This is a genomic window from Paenibacillus flagellatus, assembly GCF_003217775.1.
GTDB classification, from domain to species: Bacteria; Bacillota; Bacilli; order Paenibacillales; family NBRC-103111; genus Paenibacillus_AB; species Paenibacillus_AB flagellatus.
This window is the reverse complement of record NZ_QJVJ01000006.1, coordinates 355,521-372,692: the sequence shown is the minus strand read 5'-3', so window position 1 is coordinate 372,692 and position 17,172 is coordinate 355,521. Positions and strand designations below refer to the sequence as shown.

General features: G+C 60.9%; 14 protein-coding genes. 10 read left to right on the top strand and 4 right to left on the bottom strand.

Translation table 11 applies throughout. The features are described from left to right. Positions 1-811: 811 nt before the first annotated feature. The 8 genes from DLM86_RS32085 to DLM86_RS15770 all read left to right on the top strand — a co-directional run bounded on the left by DLM86_RS32085 (position 812) and on the right by DLM86_RS15770 (position 9,603). The gene (locus tag DLM86_RS32085) at positions 812-2,590 is read left to right on the top strand and encodes an S-layer homology domain-containing protein (protein WP_158289491.1); all 1,779 of its coding nucleotides are present in this window, start codon (positions 812-814) and stop codon (positions 2,588-2,590) included. Between the two features lie 141 nt (positions 2,591-2,731). Further along, positions 2,732-3,793 (top strand): Gfo/Idh/MocA family protein, encoded by a 1,062-nt coding sequence (locus DLM86_RS15800; protein ID WP_110840994.1) that lies wholly within the window; start codon positions 2,732-2,734, stop codon positions 3,791-3,793. Between the two features lie 318 nt (positions 3,794-4,111). Continuing rightward, positions 4,112-5,998: an asparagine synthase (glutamine-hydrolyzing) gene (gene asnB, locus DLM86_RS15795; RefSeq protein ID WP_110840993.1), complete on the top strand. Its 1,887-nt coding sequence runs from the start codon at positions 4,112-4,114 to the stop codon at positions 5,996-5,998. A gap of 60 nt (positions 5,999-6,058) precedes the next feature. After that, on the top strand, positions 6,059-6,799 hold the full coding sequence (locus DLM86_RS15790) for a Cof-type HAD-IIB family hydrolase (protein ID WP_110840992.1): 741 nt from the start codon (positions 6,059-6,061) through the stop codon (positions 6,797-6,799). Positions 6,800-6,814: 15 nt separating this feature from the next. Continuing rightward, a complete protein-coding gene (locus DLM86_RS15785; protein ID WP_110840991.1) occupies positions 6,815-7,300 on the top strand; it encodes a DUF456 domain-containing protein in 486 nt (161 codons plus the stop codon). A gap of 90 nt (positions 7,301-7,390) precedes the next feature. Next, on the top strand, positions 7,391-8,116 hold the full coding sequence (locus DLM86_RS15780) for a ThuA domain-containing protein (protein ID WP_110840990.1): 726 nt from the start codon (positions 7,391-7,393) through the stop codon (positions 8,114-8,116). A gap of 145 nt (positions 8,117-8,261) precedes the next feature. Next, positions 8,262-9,101, top strand: coding sequence for a sugar phosphate isomerase/epimerase family protein (locus DLM86_RS15775; protein ID WP_110840989.1), 840 nt, complete (start codon positions 8,262-8,264; stop codon positions 9,099-9,101). 148 nt (positions 9,102-9,249) lie between these two features. After that, positions 9,250-9,603: a YmaF family protein gene (locus DLM86_RS15770; RefSeq protein WP_110840988.1), complete on the top strand. Its 354-nt coding sequence runs from the start codon at positions 9,250-9,252 to the stop codon at positions 9,601-9,603. A gap of 112 nt (positions 9,604-9,715) precedes the next feature. Here DLM86_RS15770 and DLM86_RS15765 read toward each other — a convergent pair whose 3' ends face one another. From DLM86_RS15765 to DLM86_RS31730, 4 genes are all read right to left on the bottom strand, one after another. Next, positions 9,716-11,110: an extracellular solute-binding protein gene (locus tag DLM86_RS15765; protein ID WP_110840987.1), complete on the bottom strand. Its 1,395-nt coding sequence runs from the start codon at positions 11,108-11,110 to the stop codon at positions 9,716-9,718. Positions 11,111-11,182: 72 nt separating this feature from the next. Continuing rightward, complete coding sequence (locus DLM86_RS15760) at positions 11,183-11,821, bottom strand: response regulator transcription factor (RefSeq protein ID WP_110840986.1); 639 nt, start codon at positions 11,819-11,821, stop codon at positions 11,183-11,185. Next, positions 11,790-13,766 (bottom strand): GAF domain-containing sensor histidine kinase, encoded by a 1,977-nt coding sequence (locus DLM86_RS15755; protein WP_158289490.1) that lies wholly within the window; start codon positions 13,764-13,766, stop codon positions 11,790-11,792. Before DLM86_RS15755 ends, DLM86_RS15760 begins: the two co-directional genes overlap by 32 nt. A 254-nt stretch (positions 13,767-14,020) precedes the next feature. Next, the gene (locus tag DLM86_RS31730) at positions 14,021-14,833 is read right to left on the bottom strand and encodes a hypothetical protein (protein WP_146250221.1); all 813 of its coding nucleotides are present in this window, start codon (positions 14,831-14,833) and stop codon (positions 14,021-14,023) included. A gap of 236 nt (positions 14,834-15,069) precedes the next feature. On the opposite strand from DLM86_RS31730, the gene DLM86_RS15745 reads away from it, so the two are divergent. Together DLM86_RS15745 and DLM86_RS15740 are read left to right on the top strand one after the other, a co-directional pair. After that, positions 15,070-16,122 (top strand): FecCD family ABC transporter permease, encoded by a 1,053-nt coding sequence (locus DLM86_RS15745; protein WP_110840983.1) that lies wholly within the window; start codon positions 15,070-15,072, stop codon positions 16,120-16,122. After that, a complete protein-coding gene (locus DLM86_RS15740) occupies positions 16,122-17,156 on the top strand; it encodes a FecCD family ABC transporter permease (protein WP_110840982.1) in 1,035 nt (344 codons plus the stop codon). The genes DLM86_RS15745 and DLM86_RS15740 overlap by 1 nt, the downstream gene beginning before the upstream one ends. Positions 17,157-17,172 lie beyond the last annotated feature (16 nt).

Sequence of the window (17,172 nt, the reverse complement as noted above, 5' to 3'; positions counted from 1 at the left end):
AGATGAAGATCCTGAGGCCGGGTTTGTCGGAGGACCGCTGCAATGGTTCTGGGCTTATGACGAAAGCCGGACAACGTCCTATATCTTGTATTTCTTGAACGAAGCCGACGAACGGATTAGGCCTGTGCTTGAGACGGAGAAGATCGGTACGTTTCAACCGACTCCCTTTGGTATGGGTTATATTCCGTACATGGTCCGCCATACCCCTGTACCGGCAGGTGCAGTGAAAATCGGAGTGTTTGCCAAAAACGAATACGGCGAGAGCGCTACCGGGCTGGTGAAATCGCTGTGGGATGTTCCGTATACTCAACCGAAATCATTAAAGTATGTCGATCAAAATCCCGCCCGAGGCGTTATTTCGCCCAAACTGACGTGGAACCCAAGCTACAGCGAGGATGGGATCGAAGGCTACAGGGTCGTTTTTTTGGGCGAAGGTTACGAAGTGCTTCGAATGGAGACTCCAATTTCCGTAAATAAAGGCGGCGTTTATCCTTACGAACTATCGATTCCTTTCGAACAGATGCCTGCCGGGACATTCGCTTTAAGTGTTGTCCCGTTCGACCGGTTCGGAGATTCGGGGAACCTTGATTACGCGAATTCCCTTGTTAACGTTGTCGACCAGACGTCTTCCGAAAAGTTGCAACCGATAGCTACCAACCCAGCTCTGCCGACACCGTATGCCATCTCTATGGACGACGAGGATGGGGATGGCGGAGAGCTGGGCGGGGGCTTGAACTGGTTCTTTTCTTCTAGTGAAGGCAGCTTTAACGTTTATTTCTTGGACGAAAGCGGCAATAAGCTGAGGAGCATCTTGCATGCGAAAGTGAAGGCGTATTCTCCGCGCTCTTACGCCCAGCTTCCGATGAACACGCCGATTCCGGGCGGCGCGGCTTATATCGGGGTGTACGCGACGAACGGAACGTCCGAGAGCGCACCCGCTTTGATTCCGATTACGGATAAAACGTACGCTTCCGCCATCTCGGCCGATCGCATCGTCGTGCAAAACAACCGCCAAGCAAACGATTCCGTCACGGTTATCGGACTTGGCGCCGGAGATACGGTCAAGCTGTATCGGACCGCCGCCATTCCGTACCCGTTCGCCGAGAAGAAAGCCGCCGGCGAATCAGTCGTCTTCGAGATCGGCCAATTGGGCGCGGAAGCAGGATCGTTGTTCGCGACGGTAACGAAAACCGGCTTCGTGGAAAGCTTGAAAACGGAAAAAGCGTACGCCGCGGAGCAGACGGGAACGGATCCGGGCACCAGCCCCGGTGGTTCAAGCCCCTCGGGTCCGAGCGCTCCCGGTGGCCCGGCAGGCGGCACGCCAAGTCCGTCAGGCGATCCGAAAGCCGTACCCGGCACGTACGTCCCGGACGTCAAGAACGAATCGTCCGGAGGCAAAACGTATTCGGTTGCGAAACTGGACGGCGCGAAGCTGACCGACGCCTTCAAGCAGGCGCAGCAAGAAGAATCGAACACGGTCGTGGTCGACCTGAAAGGAGCCGTTAACGCCAAAGTCGATTTTCCGGCGGACGCCTGGCAAACGCTCGGACAACGGTATGCCGACGGCATCGTTTCGATCGTAAGCGGCAGCGCGAGCTACGACCTCCCGGTCGGACTGCTGGACGTCCAAACGTGGGCGAGCCGGTTAGGCGTCGATCCGAGCGAACTGACCATTACGGTCACGATCGAGAAATCGAGCGAATCCCGCTCCCGCGATGCCGCCGCGATCGCGGCCCAATCGGGAGCCAAGCTGTTGACCGAGCCGGTGGAGTTTCACGTTTCGGTCGGCACCGATAACGAGCAGGACCGGCAGCGAATCGACGACTTCGGCGACGACTACGTCACCCGGACGATCGTGCTGACGATGGCGGTGGACGCTTCGGAAGCGACGGCGGTATGGTTCGACCCGGTTACGAACGAGATGGCGTTCGTACCGGCGGTGTTCGAGACGATGGACGGCAAAACCGCGGTCAAGCTGATGCGTCAAGGCAACAGCGTCTACTCCGTCGTCAACGTCGGGAAAAAGTCCTTCGCGGATTTGAACGGCCACTGGGCGCAATCGGACATCGAGCTGCTCGCGTCCAAGCTGGTCGTGCAAGGCACGAGCGCGGAGCGCTTCGAGCCGGACCGGGGCGTCACCCGCGCCGAATTCGCCGGACTTCTCGTGCGGGCGCTGGGCATGTCGCGGGAAAAGACGGCTTCCTCCGGGTTCGATGACGTATCCGCAGACGACTGGTTTGCCGGCGCGGTAAACGCCGCCGCCCGCAAAGGGCTGGTGACCGGCACGGGAGACGGCCGCTTCGATCCGAACGCGCCGATCTCCCGCGAGCAGATGGCCGTCATCGTATCCCGCGTCCTGGCCATGATCGGGAAATCGGGCGAGGAACGTGCCGCAGCCGATTCGTCGGACGGCTTCGCGGACGCCTCGAACATTTCCGGCTGGGCGCAAGAGGCCGTCGGACAAGTCGTGCGGGCGGGGATCATGAACGGCACGGACGGCGGGCGGTTCGATCCGTCCGGGTCCGCTTCCCGGGCGCAGGCGGCCGTTATGTTGAAACGGCTGCTGCAGCATGTCGGGTTCATGAACTAACGGCCGTACGGGACGAGCGGGGCGCACTTTCGGGGTGCGCCCCGCTTTCCTTTTCCGATCCGCTTATTTTCAACTTGTTTTCATGGGGCGGAGCGCCGATAATGGGGACGAAGGAAATTTATGGACAGGAAAGGTGGACTTATGCAAAAGCTGCGAATCGGCGTCGTCGGAACAGGCAACATTTTCAGAAGCATCCATTTGCCGGCTTGGCTGGCCAACCCCGAGGTCGAGATCGTCGCCGTCTGCGACGCATACCGGGCCGGGGCACAGAAAATTGCGGACGAGCACGGCATTCCGGACGTCTACGAGGATTACCGCGAATTGATCGCGCGCGACGATATCGACGTCGTCAACGTCTGCACGCCGAACTTGTATCATTCGGAAGTATCCGTGGCCGCATTGGAGTCGGGCAAGCACGTATTCTGCGAAAAGCCGGACGCGATCAATCCGTCGGAAGCGGTAAAAATGGCCGAAGCGGCCAAAGCGAGCGGCAAGGTGCTCATGGTGATGCGCAACAATCGGTATCGCCCGGTTTCGCAGTTTTTGCGTTCGTACGTCGAAAACGGGCATATGGGCGACGTCTACACCGGCCGGTGCGGCTGGCTGCGCCGCCGGGGCATCCCGGGCAAGGGCGGCTGGTTCACGACGAAGGAGCTGTCCGGGGGCGGACCGCTTATCGATTTGGGCGTCCACATGATCGACCTGGCGATTTGGATTATGGGCAGCCCGCGGCCGGTTTCCGTCAGCGGCTCGGTCTATACGAAGTTCGCCAACGACGACAAGTCCGATTCGGTCCACAGCGCGTTCGGCACCAAGCAGGATAACGGCACGTTCGACGTGGAGGATTTGGCGACGGGCTTCATTCGGTTCGAGAACGGAGCGACGCTGCAAATCGAGTTCAGCTGGGCTTCGAACGTCGAGTCGGAAGGACGGTTTGTCGAGCTGCGCGGCACGAAAGCGGGCTTCAACCTGTTCAACGACGACCTCAAGCTGTTCACCGAGATCGACGGGACGCTCTGCAACGTCATTCCGCAGCTGCCGAAGGACTCGGGCGGACACAAAAACAACATCGACCATTTCGTCGACGTCGTCCGGGGGCGCGCGGAGCCGATCTTCGTGCCGGAGCAGGGCGTCGACATGATTAAAATATTGAGCGCGATTTACGAGTCCGCCCAAACCGGGCGGGAAGTCCGGCTCGATTGAGGCAAGCGGCGGTCGACCCAACGTTCGGGAACGAACGAAGGGCGGCCGTCTTTTTTTGATGGGGATTGCGCCGCTCGGCCGAAATAATGAAACATTTGTACCTTATTCGAAGCCGGGCGCAGCCTATTCCGCGAAATAAAGCACAAACGCACCATATTCGCGCCATCCGCCACGCTCACCGCACCATTCCCCTCGCCGCAGCCTCAGGCGCGTCAATTCGCCGTCCGGCCTTTCTTCGAAATCGGTCCAAGTTATGGTATACTGGAACAATGTTGACCCGATGCGGCAACGCATCGTATCGGAGAAAGGACTGGACGTATGTGCGGCATAACCGGCATGTTGTACTTTGATCATAGAGAAGTTCCCGCCGCTTCGCTCGAGGCGATGATGGACGTCATTCACCACCGCGGTCCCGACGATACGGGGACGTGGACGGATCCGGGCGTAGGCCTCGGCTTCCGCCGGCTCTCCATCATCGATCTGAAGGAAGGGCACCAGCCGCTGTGCAACGAGGACGAGTCCGTCTGGATCGTGTTCAACGGCGAAATCTACAATTACCAGCCGCTTCGGGAACGGCTGCTCGCACAGGGGCACCGGTTCCGGACGCATACCGACACGGAGGTTATCGTACACTTGTACGAGGAATACGGCGAGGATTGCGTCAAGCATTTGCGCGGCATGTTCGGCTTCGTCATCTGGGACCGGAAGCGCAGGAAGCTGTTCGGGGCGCGGGACCATTTCGGGATCAAGCCGTTTTACTACGCGCATGACGGCAAGCGGTTTTTGTTCGCCTCGGAAATCAAAAGCTTGCTGACCGTCGAAGGCGTCGAGCGCCGCTTGCGCGACGAAAGCCTGCTGCAATATTTGACGTTCCAATACGTGCCGGAGCCGAACACGATGTTCGAGGGCATCATGAAGCTGCCCCCGGCGCATACCGTGACGGTAACGCAGGACGGCGCCATGAAGCTGAACCGGTATTGGGATCCGATGTTCGCGCCGGTCCAGCGGCCGTTCGGCGACATGGTGGAGGAGCTGCGCGCCAAGCTGAAGGACTCGGTCATCCACCATATGCACAGCGACGTGGAGCGCGGCTGCTTCCTGTCGAGCGGCATCGATTCGACCGCCATCGCCGCACACATGCGGGCGATCGAGCCGATCCGCACGTTCTCCGTCGGCTTCGAGGGGCCGAACAACGAGACGGTCATCGCCAAGGAGACGGCGGCGGCGCTCGGGACGCAGCATTTCGCGAAAATCATTACCGAGCGCGACTACTTCGACACGGTGCCGAAGGCGGTATGGCATCAGGACGAGCCCGTCGCCGACCCATCGGCGATCGCGCTGTATCACGTCGCGCAGCTGGCGCGTCAGCACGTCACCGTCGTACTCTCCGGCGAAGGCGCCGACGAGCTGTTCGGCGGCTACCGCATTTACCGCGAGCCGCTTGCGCTTCGTCCGCTGGCGTGGCTGCCGCTGCCGCTCAAGCGGCTGCTGCACGGCATCGCCCGCCTGCTGCCGGGCGGCATGACCGGACGCAACTACCTGCTGCGCGCCACGACGCCGCTCGAGGAGCGCTTCCTCGGCAACGCCAAGCTGTATACCGAGGACGCCAAGGCGGCGCTCGTCCGCTACGACCGGGAGCTGCTGCGCTCGTACCGCGATCCGTGGCAGGTGGCCGGCGATTACTATGCGAAGACGAAGCACCTCGATCCGGTAACGCGCATGCAGTACATCGACATGAACTTGTGGATGCCCGGCGACATTCTCATGAAAGCCGACAAAATGACGATGGCGCATTCGATCGAGCTGCGCGTTCCGTTTCTCGACAAGGAGCTGTTCGAATTCGCCCGTACCGTTCCGACCGATTACCGGCTCGGCGGCGGGACGACGAAGTATATTTTCCGGAAGGCGATGGAAGGCATCATTCCGGATTTCATCCTGAACCGGCCGAAGCTCGGCTTCCCGGTTCCGCTCCGCGACTGGCTGAAAGGGCCGAGAGGCGGCGAGCTGCTGGAGCAAATTCGCGCCAGCGGCATCGGCCATGTACTGGAGCTGTCCGAGGTGGAGCGGATGGTCAAGCAGCATCAGAGCGGCCAAGGCGACTATTCGCGGCTGCTGTGGGCCGTTTACATTTTCGGGCTGTGGCATTCGACCTACCTGCAGGAAGCGAGAAGCTTCGGTCGCGAAAAAAGCGTCACGGTTTCGTAAATCGCGCATCCCCCGGATGATCGCAACCCGATACAGATAGAGAAGGAGCGGATAGAACGAATGGGACGTTACAAGCTGATTGCGCTCGACATGGACGGCACACTGCTCAACAGCGAGCATGAAGTATCCGAGGAGAACCGTGAATGGATGATGAAGGCGCTGGACGCCGGCGTGACCGTCATCCTGTCCACCGGACGCGGCGTGCAAAACGTATACCCGTATACGGACAAGCTGAACTTGAACACGCCGATCGTCGCCGTCAACGGCAGCGAAGTATGGGAAGCGCCGCGCCGGCTGCTCAAGCGCCATCTGCTCAGCGTCGACTCGATTATGGCGATGCATGAGCTGGCCGTCCGGTACGATACGTGGTTTTGGTCGTATGCGGTCGAAGGCGTGTTCAACAAGGAGACGTGGCTGACGGGCGATCCGAATGCGGTGCAATGGCTCAAGTTCGGCTATTTCACGGACAACGACGAAAGCCGCGCGCGCATTCTGGAATGGCTTCAAGCCGAGGGCATCTACGAAGTGACGAATTCGCATCCGCACAATCTCGAGATCAACCCGAAAGGGATCAGCAAGGCGAGCGGCATCCGCGAAGTGTGCGCCCTGCTCGGCATCGACATGTCCGAAGTCGTCGCGATGGGCGACAGCTTGAACGATATGGCGATGATCAAGGAAGCCGGCCTCGGCGTGGCGATGGGCAACGCCCAGGATGCGCTGAAGGCGGCCGCCGATCTGGTAACCGTAACGAACAACGAGAACGCCATCGCCAAAGTGATCCGGGAGCACGTGCTGACGTAAGCGGGAGGGACGCGCATGGATGCATTGGGGTGGATCCTCGTCGTCGTGCTGTTCGCGGTCGGCATGGCCGGCGCGATTTTCCCGATATTGCCGGGGGTGCTGGCGGTCTACGGAGCGTTTTTCGTGTACGGGCTGTTTTTCGGCTTCGGCGAATTCGGCTTCTGGTTTTGGCTGCTGCAAACGTCGATCGTCGCGGCTCTCCTGATCGCCGACTACGTCGTGAACGCATGGGGCGTCAAGAAGTTCGGCGGCTCCCGCGCCTCCGTCATCGGCAGCACGATCGGCATTATCGCCGGACCGTTCGTCATTCCGGGAGTCGGGCTGATCGTCGGCCCCTTCCTCGGAGCGTGGATCGGCGAGCTGCTGGCGGGCGCGGACATGAAGCAGGCGACCCGGGCCGGTCTCGGGGCGCTTGTCGGGTTTTTGTCGAGCACGGTCGTCAAGCTGGTGCTGCAGACGATCATGATCGCGCTGTTTATCGTATGGATCATCGCGAATTAAACGCAAGCCGCGATGTACATAGTATAAAAGATGGACTCCCAGAATTTGCGATACATATAAGACAAAAGAGAGACGAAGGAGCTGAACCGAGTGATTCGAGTTACGGTCTGGAACGAATTCGAGCATGAGCAAGTGAACGAGCAAATCGCCGCCATTTATCCGGAGGGCATCCACGGCGCCATCGCCGGCGGCATCGCCCAGGACGGGCTGAGCATTCGTACCGCCACGCTGGACCAGCCGGAGCATGGGCTGACCGAAGCGGTGCTGGACGAGACCGACGTCCTCATCTGGTGGGGCCATCGCGCCCACAACAAGGTGTCGGACGATATCGTCAACCGCGTGCACGACCGCGTTCTGAAAGGAATGGGGCTGATCGTGCTCCATTCGGGACACTTTTCGAAAATTTTCAAAAAGCTGATGGGCACGAGCTGCGATCTGAAATGGCGCGAAGCCGGCGACAAGGAGCGCATCTGGGTCGTCGATCCGGCGCATCCGATCGCCGAAGGGCTCGGCCAATATTTCGAGATCGAGCACGAGGAAATGTACGGGGAGCATTTCGACATCCCGGCTCCCGACGAGCTCGTCTTCATCAGCTGGTTCGAGGGCGGGGAAGTGTTCCGCAGCGGCTGCACGTACCATCGCGGCAACGGCAAAGTGTTCTACTTCCGTCCCGGCCACGAGACGTATCCGACGTATCATAACAAGGACGTGCTCCGCGTCATCTCGAACGCCGTTCATTGGGCCGCTCCGAGACACGGAGTGCGCCAAACGTACGGCAACGCCAAGCCGCTCGAGCCGATCAAAGGACATCAGTGACGACAGCAGCCCGCCTATCCGGCCGACGGAAAGGCGGGTTCGTTTTTCAATAAGCTACCGTGAGAACGCGAATATACCTCATCGAAAGGCTTCGGTCGGAAGCTTTTCTTATGTTCAAAAACGCGAGGGAGAGGGGAAAAACGGAATGAAGCTGACGTTTACGACGCTCGGTTGTCCGGCATGGAGCTTGGAGACGATTATCGCGAGGGCGGCGGAGTACGGCTTCGACGGTGTCGATTTTCGCGGGCTGGAAGGAACGATGAACGTCTACGAGCTGCCGGCGTTCGCGACGGATTATGCGGAGACGCGGAGCCGGTTCGAGGCGGCCGGCTTGGCCGTATCGTGCTTCTCGAGCTCGATTACGCTCGTCTCGCCCGCGAGAGCGGCGGACAATGCGGAGGAGCTGGAGCGGTACGCCGAGCTGTGCGTCCGGTTCGGCACCCGGTACATCCGGGCGTTCGGCGGCAAGGTCGAGGATCAGGGACGCGACGCGGCGATCGCCGAAGCGGCGGAACAGCTGGCCCGGATGGAGCCGATTCTCCGGCAGGCGAACGTGAAGCTGCTCGTCGAAACGCACGACGACTGGACGCGCTGCGAAGACATGCTGGCGCTGCTCGAAGGGACTTCGCCCGAGACGGTCGGCGTCCTATGGGACGTGCACCATCCGTACCGGATGGTCGGGGAGTCGCCGGAGCGAACGTGGGAAGCGCTCGGCTCGCGCATCGCCTATACGCACTGGAAGGATTCGCTGCCGGAGCCCGGAGGCGATGCCGGCCGATTCCGGTACCGGTTCATGGGCGAAGGCGACGTGCCGTTCGGCGAGATCCGGTCGGTGCTGCAGCGGAACGGCTACGACGGCTGGTACGCGTTCGAATGGGAGAAGAAGTGGCATCCCGAGCTGGAAGAGCCCGAGCTCGCCTTCCCGCAGTACGTCAAGTTCATGCGCGCTCTGGATAACGGCGGCTCAGGCGAGGAGCGGCGGTGAGCGTCGCTCCGGAGGCGGATCGGCGCCAGCTGCGCGGCGAAACCGTTCGCGGTCGGGCCCGATGATGGGGATAAGCACGAACGGGCTTCCTTTCGCGGCCATACAATAGGGTGTTCCAGCATATTCGTCGCGGAAGGGAGCGCTCAGCATGGCGAACAAAGCGAAGCCGATTCGGGCGAGAAGAAAGGCGAGACAGACGCACGTGCACGAGTTTACGGCAAGCACGAAGCTGGCCGAGCAAGGAAACGACCGCCACAACCATCGGTTTGCCGGCGTGACGGGGGAAGTGATTCCCGTCGGAAACAGTCATGTGCACGAAATCAGGCTGGTGAACACGGATTTCCTCAACCACCACCACAAGGTCAAAAAAATTCGGACCGGTCCGGCCATTCCGGTCGGCAACGGCAAGCACGTCCATTTCGTTACGGGAACGACCACGTTGAACGACGGGCACGTACACCGGTTCCAATTCGCCACGCTGATCGACAAGCCGCTCGTCTGATGCTGCAGGAGACGAGGGGCCGTGGAAGAGCGAACGAGGCCGTCGGGGATGTCCCGGCAAGAAAGGGTGACCGAAGTCCGGTCACCCTTTCTTCATGCCGAGCCCGGCTCGGCTACAGCAGCCGGCCCGAACCCGCTTGGCTCAACCTCGCGAGCAGCTCGTCCGGCGATTCCAGACCGAGCCAGTACAAGCTCATCTCCCGATCGAGCGCTTCCGCCTGCCGACGGTCGGCCAGCTCCTCCTCGAGAAACGTGCAGCCGGCCAGCCCGAAGTCGTGCACGCCCATCCGCTCGGCCTCCGTCCGCCCGAACGCATCGTCGTTGACCGACTTCAGCACCGACAGCATGCCCGCGGAGCGGGCGACCGCTTCCTGCACGTCCGTGCGCAGCGAGAATTTGACGAACGTTTCCGCCAGCCGGCGGTTCGGCGCCTCCTTCGGCACCATCCAGCCGTTCATCGTCAGCATCGTGCCGCGATGCGGACCGAGCGCGAGCGGGGCGATCGACGGCTCGAACGCGCGATCCAAACTGCGCCAGCCGGCCAGCTCGAGCACGGTCGTCAGCGTCATCGCCGTCTTGCCGCGGAAAAACGGATGCGTGTCGTGCGGGAGGCCGCGCGGGAGCAGCAGCGCCGTCCGCGTCCGGTACAGAAGCCGGTGCAGCAGTCCGAGCGTGTCCCTCAGCGATTCGGGCTGCTCCAGCATCGCCCGCAGCGATCGGCCGCGCTGCATCGCGAACACCGGCCATCGCTGTACGGAAGCGGGAAACGACAAGCCGTACAGGTCGTTGACGCCGTCCCCGTTCGTGTCGCGCGTAAGCAGCTCCGCCGCGTGCTGCACGTCGTCGAACGTCCAGCCGGACGCCGGCTCCGGCACGCCGTACTCCCGGAACAGCCTGGCGTCGTACGCGAGCACGACGGGCGAGAACGAGACCGGCGCCGCCTTGACCGCGAAATCCTCGGTAAAGTGACGCAGCAGCTTCGGATAGATCCGGTTCGACTGCTGGCTGACGATCGGGTTCAGATCGGCGAACGCCTCCGACTGCCGGATCGCCGCGTACTGGCTTTGCGTGACGAACAGCAGGTCCGGCCTCATCTCCCCGGAGCCGAGCGTGCGGATGTAATCCCAATACGCATGGTTCGGCAGCTTGAGGAGGCGGACCGTTGCGCCCGGATGCTCCCGCTCGAACTTCTCGATGATGAGGGGCATCCCGAGATCGGCGTAAAACGAAGGAGACGTGGCGAAAACGGTAAGGGAGTTCGCACGGACGGACGCCGCGTCGCTCCGGTCCGCGACCTTCGAGCCTTGCCCGGCCCGCCGCACGATCCAGCCCTCTTCGACGAGCTGATCGAGCGCCTTGCGCACGGAGAAGCGGCTCGCTCCATACTGCTCGCACAGCTCGTGCTCCGACGGCAAAAATTCCCCGGGGCCGATTTCCCCGTTTTTCATTTTTTCCCGCAGCTCGCCCGCCAGCCGGACGTACAGAAACTGTTTTTTCTTCAACCGCATCGACCATGCTTTCGTCCCGATTTTTTCTAATCATAGCACGTTTTGGGGATAGGCGAAACGAAGAGCGGCCAGTCAAAGCTGTCGGCCGCTCTTCACTTTGCGGATCGCCTCCGCCCGGTCTGCGACCTGCAGCTTGTTCAAAATGTTGGAAATATAGTTGGAGACGGTTTTCAGGCTTAACTCGAGCCTTCTGGAAACCTCCGCATTCGACAGGCCGTCGGCGAGCAGAAGCAGTACCTCCTTTTCCCGGTACGTCAATTCCGGGAATTCGTCGATCCGGCTTAGCGGCTTTGTCACCAATTCGATCATCCTGTCCGCCACATCCCCATGAAATATCGCTTCTCCGGCGGCGACCGCGCGAATGGCGCGAATAATATCGTCTTTGTCGGAATCTTTCAGAATATATCCTTTCGCCCCCGATTTTATCGCGGTGAAGACGGAGGAGTCGTCCTTAAACATGGTAAGGATGAGAATTTGGATATCGCGATGCACGGATTTGATGGACGAGGTGACCTCGATTCCGTTTAAGCCCGGCATCCGGATATCCATCAGGACGACATCCGGCACCGATTCAAGCGCCATTCGGACGGCTTCCTCGCCTGTCGCCGCTTCGCCGATCACTTCCATGCCGTCGGTGCTTTCCAGAATGGCCCTTACCCCTCGCCGGAACATGGGGTGATCATCCGCCAGCAGTATTCGCAGCGTTTTCATCGTTTCCTCCTTGATTAGGCGATTCTTTGATGGGCAGCCAAGCCCGAACGCTCATCCCGCCGGTCGGACGGTTGTCGATCGTGCACATTCCCCCCAGCTCCCGGGCACGCTCGCGAAGGGAGGTAAGGCCTAATCCGCGGTTATCCGCGGAGGCCGGCTGATCGGGCAGGCCGATTCCGTTGTCGCGGATTTCCACAATCAACGCCCTGCCTTGAGCCGTATCGATGGCGATCTTGATGGAGCACGTATCGGCCTTGGCATGCTTGACGACATTCACCAACGCTTCCGTAACGATGCGGTATGCCCCGACTTCAACGGCCGCGGGCAGGATGGGAAGGCGAGCCGGCGCATCGAGCTCGAAGGCGAGCGGAGCCGCATCCGCAATGTCCTTGACCTGCTGAATATGCTGCAGCTGCTCGATTCGTTGCCGAACCGCCCCGATCAAGCCCAGCTCGTCCAAAGCATGCGGACGAAGATCATACACGATTCCGCGGATTTCTTCGACGGTTTCCGCGATATCCTGCTTAAACTGCGTCATGATCGCAATGGCCCGATTAGGATCCTTCCTGATCCAATCCGTCACCAGCGAAGCGGTCAGCCGCATGGCGGCAAGCCTGGGAGCGATATCGTCGTGCAAATTTTTGCGCATCGACCGCCTTTCTTCTTCCCTCGCAAAAATGAGCTGTTCCTTGGATTCCTGCAGATCGGCGAGAAGAAGCCGGATGTCCATAGCCTGCTTGACGCTCTGCACCACGATGGCCGCCTGGCGGGCCAACGCGCCGATCAGCCTGAGATCGGCTTCGTTGAACGCTTCGCCCTCCGAACGGGCGGCGATGTGCAGCGATCCTAAGGCGGTTCCCCCGGCGACCAGCGGGATTACCGTGACGTCGGTTTTTCGCTCGCCCGCCGATTGGACCAAGCCGCTCCGGTCCAAGCTGATTCCCGCATAAGGGACTCGCAAGGAGTCTTTCACCGTCTTGACGACGGTGTCGAGAGCCGCCTCGGGGCTTAAAGATTCCTTCAACCGATTGCCGAGCTGCAGCAGCACCGAGAACGGATCGTGCTGTTCGCCGTACAGCAGCCGGTTCGCCATGCGCTGCAGCTTCTCTTTGAGCGGGGCGAACAGGACGGCGACCACGCCCGCGGCCACTATCGAGAAGACGGCATTTTTCCCGGTTTGGAACAAAACCGACAAATACCAGACGATCAGCGAGTACAACGCGACGATAAAGGTGCTGAGACTGATGTAGACCATCGTCCGGTTCATAATGGGATCGATGTCCCACAATCGTTTCCTCAGCATGGAAATCCCCAAGGTGACGGGAATGGGGAGCATGAGCAGCTGAACGCCCAAATCGAGGACGAGCATCCGGAGAGGGTCTTTCACCTCATAGAAATCCGCCTGAACAAGCAGCGGGACGACGGAAACGAGAAAGACGCCCGTCAACGATAAAAGCAATCCGTAGACGACCCATTTGGTTTGCTGCCGCTCGACCGCTCCTCCCCTGTAGCGATATCGGTAATACTGGTTGTAGATCAGGACGCCGTACTGCATAATCATCCAAAGCAGGTCGCACCAAAGCGGCCAATATCGGGCGCCCCAAGGCGCAACAGGGATATAGTAGGAGACGAACCGGACGGCCATCAATGCGACCCCGGTGAAAAACACCCCCGTTCTCGCCATCGTGCCGTTCGGAAATAAGAGCAGGAAGAGGACGAAGGAGGCAAGGGACAGGTTGCCGATCGTCGACGACAGCCAGCCGAGCTCCCGCCACTGCAGCTCGATAAAGGTAGAAGCCGTCAACGCCATCATGGCAACGGCGGCGAAGTAGGAAATCGGCTCGCGCGGCCGCTTCACGAGAATCAGCAGGGCGACGGAAAAATAAATCGCGAAAAACAGCAGGGCGATTCCGGTATAGAGAGCCGCGTAGGCCGATTCGTTCAATCCGAACGTCTCCCAAACGTGTTTTGGCAATGGGGTCAAGGCCGCATACTCGCACGAGGAGTTGTGGCATATATCCCTCATGTACACGTAGTAGGAGGGGATTTTCGAAAGAAAGAGAAAGGCGATCAAGCCGCAGACGGTTAAAGAAACGAGACGGATGACAAAGAGCCACCCCGACGGATGGCTTTGGTTCGAAACGAAACGCGTAGAAACGGAATGAGCTCCTGAATCCATATGACCCTCCCATATGCCGATCATGCCGAAAGCGGTTGTTCCGTGCGGCCGCGTTGTCCGAATCGCCCTATCACCGCTATGGCATAGACGGCTCCGTAGCCGATCGCCGCCAAGCCTCCCCATATTCCCCAGCTTCCGGGATGGTTCGGAATGGCAAGGGAGGCCGCCCCCAAAAACACGTAAGTCGCGGCTACCAAAATTCCGAGCGTACGGGCCCCGGTCCGGCCGGTAGCGGCCAAATAGCCGGCATACAGCAGCGTCGCGCTTAGGGCGGCTCCTTCTCCCCAGCGGAATTGAAGCTCCGGATCTTGAAGCTGGCGAACGACGCTGTGCATGCAGTACGGAAGCAGAGCCAGCAAAGCGATTCCGGTCAAGCTCAGCAACAGCCGGCTGCTGACGGCAGGCTGGGAGGGACGGAACAGTTCCCTTCGTTTGCCGTAAACGGCATACAGAATCGCAAGCACGACTCCGAACATCAGGTACACGAACACGCTTTGAGCAGCCAAGGCCGGAGCCGTGACGGTCATGGTTCCGAGAAAAAGAAGATGCCCGACAACATAAAACCGGAGCAGCAGCGGTTTATCCTGCGGCTTCCGCAGCATGGCCAGCAGGCTGCCGCTGAACAAGAGCCCGATCAAAGCCCCGTGTACGGCGGCATGAAACCGCAGCTCGTCGGGGAGCGGGCTGGCGGCGAGCACGCCTTGCACCCACGGCTCCAATCCTTCCGAAATTCCTTGCAGCATGACCAATCCGCCCGCCGCAAATACGAATGCGAAAAAACGAAACGTTACCCGGAGCCAAACGCCTCCGCTATGACCGGATTCCTTTTTCATCTTATCTTTCCTCCCGACGAGTTACAAGATCTGTATACAGGATAAGAAAAACCGCCGCCTTGCGGATAGAGGAGGCTTCCCGGTTTATCGGGAAAATGAATCGGGATATCGGAAACCGGCCAGCTTCTTAAAAACGGTTATGGACGGGGGGCGACGTTTTTGTTACAATCATTTTCGATGATAATGATTTTCATTATCACTACATAATGAAAAACGGCAATGAAGGAGAACGTACCATGTCGGCGATATCCAAGACGAATACGGCGGTGCGGGCATCGGCACCGAAGCTGCGGACGCGGCCGCTCGCCGCTTCTGTCGTGCTGCTCGGAGGAATCGGCGCGTTGCTCGCCGGGATCGCGCTATCCATATCCTTCGGGGCGGCGGACATTTCCTTGTCCACCGTATGGGAGGCGGTGTTCCGGTTCGATCCGCAGTCGACCCCGCACCAGATCGTGCAGGAGCTGCGTCTGCCCCGCGTGCTGGCCGGCGCGCTCGTCGGAGCGGGCTTCGCCGTCGCGGGCGCGCTCATGCAAGGCATGACGCGCAATCCGATGGCCGATTCGGGGCTGCTCGGCCTGAACGCCGGAGCCGGCTTCGCGCTGGCGCTGTGCTTCGCTTTTTTTCCCGGTCTTCCGTTCCTGTATCTGATCCTGTACTCGTTTGCGGGCGCCGGGATCGGGGCCGGACTCGTGTACGGCATCGGCTCGCTGGCCCGGGGAGGGCTGACGCCGGTGCGTCTCGTGCTGGCGGGCGCCGCGGTGAGCGCCCTGTTGACGGCGCTGAGCGAAGGGATCGCGCTTCATTTCCGCATCGGCCAAGACTTGGCGTTCTGGTATGCGGGCGGCATGGCGGGCACGAAATGGATTCAGCTGAAGATCATGTTCCCGTGGGTCGGCGGCGCGCTCCTCGCCGCAATGCTGCTTGCCCGATCGGTGACGCTGCTCAGCCTCGGCGAGGAGGTGGCGGCCGGTCTCGGGCAGCGCACCTGGCTCATCAAGCTGGCCGGAACGGCGATCGTGCTCGTATTGGCCGGATCCGCGGTGGCGATCGTCGGAGCGGTCGGCTTCGTCGGACTGCTCATTCCGCATTTGACGCGGTTTCTGGTCGGGGTCGACTATCGCTGGATCGTCCCGTGCTCGGCCGTGCTCGGCAGCCTGCTCGTCGTATTCGCGGACCTCGGGGCCCGAATGGTCAACCCGCCTCACGAGACGCCGATCGGGGCCGTCATCGCCTTAATCGGGGTGCCGTTTTTTCTATACCTTGCACGCAAAGAGCGGAGGGAGCTGTAATGGAGACGGCGGTATCGGTCGCATCGGCCGCCCGGCGAAGACGGAACCGGGGAATCGCCGTTATGGCGGTCCTGACCGCGCTCATCGTCGGCACGTTCGTCATCAGCATGAACACCGGGCACATTCGCCTGTCGCCGTCGGATGTGACGAAGACGCTGTTCGGCATGGGGACGGCGAAGCAATCGCTTATTTTGTTCGAATTCCGGCTGCCCCGGATCGTGCTGTCCGTCCTCGTCGGCGCCGGGCTTTCCGTGGCGGGCTGCATCCTGCAGGGCGTATCCCGCAACGCGCTCGCCGATCCGGGCATACTCGGGATCAATGCCGGAGCGGGGCTGGCGGTTATGCTTTTCATTTCCTTCTACCCCGCCGGCAGCGCGGCACCCGCCTATATGCTGCCGCTGCTGGCGCTCGTCGGAGCGGGGGCGGCGGCGCTCTCGATCTACTCGCTGGCCTACCGGAAGCACGAAGGCATCTCGCCGACCCGGCTCGTGCTGACCGGTATCGCCGTGGCCGCGGGCATCGCCGCGGCGATGATCGTCCTGACGCTGCGGCTCGACCCGGATAAATACCAGCTCGCGGCCACCTGGCTCGCCGGAAGCATATGGGGCACGAACTGGAAATACGTGCTCGCCCTGCTGCCGTGGACCGCGGCGCTCCTTCCGTTCGCGATCCGGAAGGCTCGCGTCCTCAATGTGCTGAACCTCGGCGAACAGACGGCGGCCGGACTCGGCGTTCCGGTGGGCAGGGAGCGGCTGCTGCTGCTTGCGGCCGCGGTCGGCCTCGCCGGCTCCGCCGTCGCGGTGAGCGGAGGCATCGGCTTCGTCGGCCTGATCGGCCCGCATGTGGCCCGGCGGCTCGTCGGCCCGAAGCATCAGCTGCTGCTGCCGGCGTCGGCGCTGGCGGGCGGTCTGCTTCTGATCGCGGCCGATACGATCGGACGGTCGATTCTGCAGCCGTCGGAAATTCCGGCCGGCATCGTCGTCGCGGTCATCGGCGCGCCTTACTTCCTTTATTTGCTGATGCGCTCGAAATAACGAAGGCCATTCTACC

Excerpts from the sequence above, each read along its gene's own strand:
- DLM86_RS15800 (WP_110840994.1), top strand. The coding sequence starts at position 2,732 with ATGCAAAAGCTGCGAATCGGCGTCGTCGGAACAGGCAACATTTTCAGA.
- asnB (WP_110840993.1), top strand. The coding sequence starts at position 4,112 with ATGTGCGGCATAACCGGCATGTTGTACTTTGATCATAGAGAAGTTCCC.
- DLM86_RS15790 (WP_110840992.1), top strand. The coding sequence starts at position 6,059 with ATGGGACGTTACAAGCTGATTGCGCTCGACATGGACGGCACACTGCTC.
- DLM86_RS15785 (WP_110840991.1), top strand. The coding sequence starts at position 6,815 with ATGGATGCATTGGGGTGGATCCTCGTCGTCGTGCTGTTCGCGGTCGGC.
- DLM86_RS15775 (WP_110840989.1), top strand. The coding sequence starts at position 8,262 with ATGAAGCTGACGTTTACGACGCTCGGTTGTCCGGCATGGAGCTTGGAG.
- DLM86_RS15770 (WP_110840988.1), top strand. The coding sequence starts at position 9,250 with ATGGCGAACAAAGCGAAGCCGATTCGGGCGAGAAGAAAGGCGAGACAG.
- DLM86_RS15765 (WP_110840987.1), bottom strand. The coding sequence starts at position 11,110 with ATGCGGTTGAAGAAAAAACAGTTTCTGTACGTCCGGCTGGCGGGCGAG.
- DLM86_RS15760 (WP_110840986.1), bottom strand. The coding sequence starts at position 11,821 with ATGAAAACGCTGCGAATACTGCTGGCGGATGATCACCCCATGTTCCGG.
- DLM86_RS31730 (WP_146250221.1), bottom strand. The coding sequence starts at position 14,833 with ATGAAAAAGGAATCCGGTCATAGCGGAGGCGTTTGGCTCCGGGTAACG.
- DLM86_RS15745 (WP_110840983.1), top strand. The coding sequence starts at position 15,070 with ATGTCGGCGATATCCAAGACGAATACGGCGGTGCGGGCATCGGCACCG.
- DLM86_RS15740 (WP_110840982.1), top strand. The coding sequence starts at position 16,122 with ATGGAGACGGCGGTATCGGTCGCATCGGCCGCCCGGCGAAGACGGAAC.